At 37.0% G+C, this 4,666-nt stretch carries 4 protein-coding genes and 2 pseudogenes; 1 reads left to right on the plus strand and 5 read right to left on the minus strand.

Going from position 1 to position 4,666, the window contains the following annotated elements:
• Positions 1-199: 199 nt before the first annotated feature.
• From M3210_RS19345 to M3210_RS20655, 4 genes and pseudogenes are all read right to left on the minus strand, one after another.
• A pseudogene (locus tag M3210_RS19345) lies at positions 200-365 on the minus strand (HTH domain-containing protein); the annotation flags it as partial.
• A 119-nt stretch (positions 366-484) separates the two neighbouring features.
• Positions 485-1,375 (minus strand): manganese catalase family protein, encoded by an 891-nt coding sequence (locus M3210_RS19350; RefSeq protein ID WP_251517831.1) that lies wholly within the window; start codon positions 1,373-1,375, stop codon positions 485-487.
• A 62-nt stretch (positions 1,376-1,437) separates the two neighbouring features.
• Complete coding sequence (locus M3210_RS19355) at positions 1,438-1,650, minus strand: YuzF family protein (protein WP_251517834.1); 213 nt, start codon at positions 1,648-1,650, stop codon at positions 1,438-1,440.
• Positions 1,651-1,902: 252 nt separating this feature from the next.
• Positions 1,903-2,028 carry a hypothetical protein gene (locus tag M3210_RS20655; protein ID WP_349774388.1) on the minus strand — a complete coding sequence of 42 codons (126 nt, stop codon included), beginning with the start codon at positions 2,026-2,028 and terminating at the stop codon, positions 1,903-1,905.
• Between M3210_RS20655 and M3210_RS19360 the strand changes: the two are divergent.
• A pseudogene (locus M3210_RS19360) lies at positions 1,979-2,337 on the plus strand (EamA family transporter); the annotation flags it as partial. The gene M3210_RS20655 and the pseudogene M3210_RS19360 sit on opposite strands and share 50 nt — an antisense overlap.
• A 905-nt stretch (positions 2,338-3,242) precedes the next feature.
• Here the strand turns inward: M3210_RS19360 and wecB are convergent.
• On the minus strand, positions 3,243-4,340 hold the full coding sequence (gene wecB / locus M3210_RS19365) for a non-hydrolyzing UDP-N-acetylglucosamine 2-epimerase (RefSeq protein WP_251517836.1): 1,098 nt from the start codon (positions 4,338-4,340) through the stop codon (positions 3,243-3,245).
• Between the last annotated feature and the right edge of the window lie 326 nt (positions 4,341-4,666).

Consider the following 4,666-nt stretch of genomic DNA (forward strand, 5'->3'; position numbering starts at 1 on the left):
TCAAGTCTAATTGTATATTGTAAAAAAAATGAATGGAGCCACCTTTAGTTGGGTATTTACTTTTTTGGCTCTAATAGAAAAAAGATTAAAACTGAAAATTCTGGTATTATTTATGCAACGCTAGTGATTCTAACAATAAAAAACTAAACTGCGAAGTAAGAGCCGTACGCTCTCTTACTTACACAGTTCAGTTTACACTCCCCCTCAACTCAAAAATTTGCTTTGGTAGCTTACCATTCTCATATTCAGCAATAAAAAGCCGCTTAAATTCATCTGAATAAGATTCCCTTAGGACTTACTGATTTTACATAGGTGTTATTTAATAACCTCTTGATGTCTCCCTGTGTGAATGTTTTTTTACTCATATTTTTTCCCCAATCTCTATTTTATTCATTATACAAAAAGTACCCTATAGAGCAGACTCTTTTTTTAAAGTGTCTATTCTATAGGGTACATATTATTTCCTCCTAGCTCTTTTTGTAGATTACATATTACTTTTTAAACGTTTTAAAATCCGATGATAATCATCCCGATCAATCCCTGGGGCAAATTGCTCTGGAAGTTCTGGGAAGTCGGGCACAGGCGCACCCTTAGGCATTCCATCAATTACTCTCAGTGTTTCGCCAGTTTCAGGGTTAACTCCTTTCCAAATTTGGTTGATATCCCGATAGTCCTCTTCTCCCCATGTATACAATACATTGTACAATCCTTGATCCATAAATTTTTTGGCGTGATCAAATTTATTATTATCCAAACTTGGAACAGGAAGCATCTTGCCTACCTCTACCCCCGTAGCTACTTCGAGTGCTTTCGCATAGGCAATAATGTGCGTTCCGCCTCGAACGAGTAAGTAACCAATCATTTCCAGGGCAGTAGGATGGGTAGTCATTTCATAAACACGCATTTTATGGTTTCTTGCACCGATTTCCAATAAATAATTGGCGAGAAGGTCCTCAACGAGCGTACCACTGTTATTGACAAAAGTTCCATTCCACGGTCTTCCCATCCCATCACCTGGCCAAGCTGTTTGAGCGGTAGTTGTAAAATGTGTAGAATAACGGGCATCCTTCCCATTTTGCAGTGGCGCTGTGTCAGGATCACCAGGAACGGTATTGCCAATAGAAAGTAGATTAATGGCATTCGCTACTAACTCAACATGACCAAATTCCTCCGCCGTAATACTTGCAATTAAATCATAAAAAGGTTTTAGCTTTTTTTTGCCTCGAAAATTAAAGGATTGAAACATGTAATTGTTTAAGGTGGACATTTCACCGAATTTGCCTCCCATTAATTCCTGAACAGCTGCAGCTGCATTCATATCGCCATGTTCCGGATATGGTAACTCAATGGCGATTTTATTCACACGTTTCATCATGAGCTTTACGCCTCCATCCGTAAATAATAATCATTGACATCATATGTTGGATGGAGCTTGGCTTATTCACTCATTATCGGTTGAAACCAAATTATTTGCGCTGTACGAATATAGAATGGTGCCCCGCCCATCATGATGACGATATGATCAGGCATGACCTGTTGTAATATACCTCGTACTGAGCCACGTGTCGTTTGAACGGCAAGGGATTGATTATGAAGTGCCGTTAAAGCCTGATAAACATACGGATCATTAATATTCCATTTTTCACTCATTTTTACACACTCCTTTTCTCGAAATCCCTTAGCAGTATATGCAAACAAGGAAAAATGTGTGTTCGTCTATTTAGTATTATATTTTTCATATTTATAAGATATTCAGTTGATGTTAAACAAAGCTTATTTTTACATCGATGAGCATTTATATCCTATAACAGAAAGGAAAAACTATCGCCGCATAAATCGCGCTCTCCTTATCCCTTGCGCAAGCTGAAGTATAATCGATTAGCTACCATGCAATATCCTATTCTAAGCTAACAAGGAGAATGTAACATTGAATAATGAAAACTCTTCAGAGTTGATTGTCTTGCCGTTATTCGTCTCAATTATCGCAATATCATTCTCTGCCATCTTCGTTAAAAGGGTCTTAAGCACCGGCAACGATCCAGTATGTACCGCATGTGGATGGCAGCGATTTTATTATTCCCCTTTGTCTGGACAAGGCGGGAAGAATTCCAAAAAATATCCCAAAAGGAATGGCTATTGTTATTCTTTTCAGGATTATTTCTAGCATTACATTTTGCACTATGGTTCGGATTGTTAAAACTAACTTCTGTCGCAAGTTCAACAATCATCCTTGCTTTGCAGCCTATCGTTTGATTGATTAGAGGCTTTATTTTATACAAGGAACGCACGACGAAGTCTGCATTATTGGCGATGGGAATCGCTTTAATCGGCGCTGTTATCCCGCGGGAGCATGTTCTTTTACGAAAGTAACTAATCAGTACGTTAGATGTAACAGTAGGGGACATTCCCTATGATCATTCGGTAGATTCCCTTGAGAGCAAAGATTATCATGACTTAGAGCACGCTATGAAAAGCATGAAAAAAGCGAGGTCTAATTATGTATGGGATTATTTTAATGACATTGAAGCTTACGAGCTCAACGATTGAAGGCTTTAAAGGATTGTTCAAGTGATATGAGAGAACATAATGAACATTATATCCCCGTTGCATTACCATCTTTACCATTTAAAGATAATCACGATTTATTATTAATTATTGTCGTCTCACTTCCTGTTTATGTATTCTGATAGTTTAGGATTCTTAATTTCATTTAAACACAATAGATGAAATGCTAAGGGTAACTAAAGAGGTGATTCGCATTTTCCCAACTATAGATTTAGAGGGTAATGAATAAGAATATCTAAATGAAATAAAACTTCCCACGAATCCCCATTACAGCAATTATAACAAAATTAGACAACAATTGCGTCTATTCTAATAGGAAAAAGATACTGTTAGTCTTGACAAGCTCGAGAATCAACTAATATACTATGTAATATAATGAACACAACCTAGTGTTCAATAAATTTAAAGTCCGTGTTGAGTCCACTAGAGACTTATTCATTGATATGACTCGGACAACGATCTTGCCCCACTCAAAAACCTTGACAGGGTAGAGGTCGTTGGTTCGAGCCCAATCGGAATCACTAAGAACGAAGCGTCAATCCTTTGTCTATCGAGGGATTGACGCTTTTTCGTTGTTGATTATATTGATCGTTTAATTGAGATGATTGATGATCTTGAAGCGAAATGTCGTGAAAAGAAAATTGGAGAATTATAACCGTAAATAAAAGATTCTATTTTTAAGCTCTTTTTAATATCGCCTGACATATATATTCCGCAGCTTTTCCATCTCCAAATAGGGGGGCTTGAGAATGTTTCAGACAGTCTAATTTTCGCGTAGCTGTTTTAGTGATTGTTTGTACTTCTATTCGGCTTAACATATTCCACCCATATTCTAATGTTTCAACCCATTCCGTTTGGTCTCTTAGTGTTGTACATGGGGTCTTCAGGAAGTAAGCTTCTTTTTGAAGGCCTCCAGAATCAGTCACAATCATATAAGCGTTTGCGGTTAAGTAAAGCATTAATAAATATCCGACGGGATTGATGATCGTTACATTTTTAAATTTGATATTCAATTTATCAATTAACTTACGAGTTCTCGGATGTAACGGTATTAGTACCGGTTTATCCAATTTTTCAAAAGCAGAAAAAATGATTTGCAGCTTTTTTAAGTCGTCCGTATTTTCAGCTCGATGAATAGTGGCAAGGTAATACTCTTTTTCTTGAAGATCAGAAGGAATTACCTCATTCTCAGCCTTTAGGGATTCTAGCCAGGCATCTTTAGAATAACGACTATTTGATAGTTTGATAAATCGATTGACTGTATCATACATAATGTCACCTGTAAGAATTACCCCTTTAGTAATTCCTTCCTTTTTCAAGTTTTCTACAGCGGTTTTTGTTGGACATAGCAATAAATCAGAGATGTGGTCTGTTAGTACTCTATTTTGTTCCTCTGGCATGCGTTTATGATAACTGCGCAAGCCTGCTTCAACATGAAAAACAGGGATGTGTAATTTACTAGCCGCTAATGCACCAGCCAAAGTAGAATTTGTATCACCGTATACGAGTAACCCATCAGGCTTTTCTTTTAAAATAATATCTTCAATCTTTTCAAGCATTCTTCCGGTCTGGAAACCATGATTTCCCGAGCCGACCCCTAAATGATAATCTGGTTCAGGTATACGGAGCTCCTTAAAGAAAATATCTGACATATTTTTATCATAATGCTGCCCTGTATGAATGACTATCTCTTTATGTTTTTTTCGAAAGACGTCAGAAAAAGGTGCTGATTTGATAAATTGCGGCCGCGCACCTATTACGGTTATAAGCTTCAAAATACATCAACCTTTCAAAAACAGTTTAGATATCAATAAACCATTCTATGTCCGCCTGTACTATTTATTACTGTCGGTTTATAGAATGATGATGTAGTCTATAGGAATTGAAAGCAATGTCCAATCGAAAAGGAGTTTTACTGCATAAATTAGTTAATAATTATTGTATTGGAAGAGAGGGATACGGTGAAGATTTGTAGTAAACCCGTAATCAAACAACGCATACAAAAATGAAGCACCTCTTGCTAAGATAGAAATATCAATTGAAGGAGGTGCTTTTCTATGCCACATGAAGAACTAATCATCGTGCCCGTAACACTCCATCC

The sequence above is a fragment of the Oceanobacillus luteolus genome (assembly GCF_023715655.1).
Lineage (GTDB): Bacteria > Bacillota > Bacilli > Bacillales > Amphibacillaceae > Oceanobacillus > Oceanobacillus luteolus.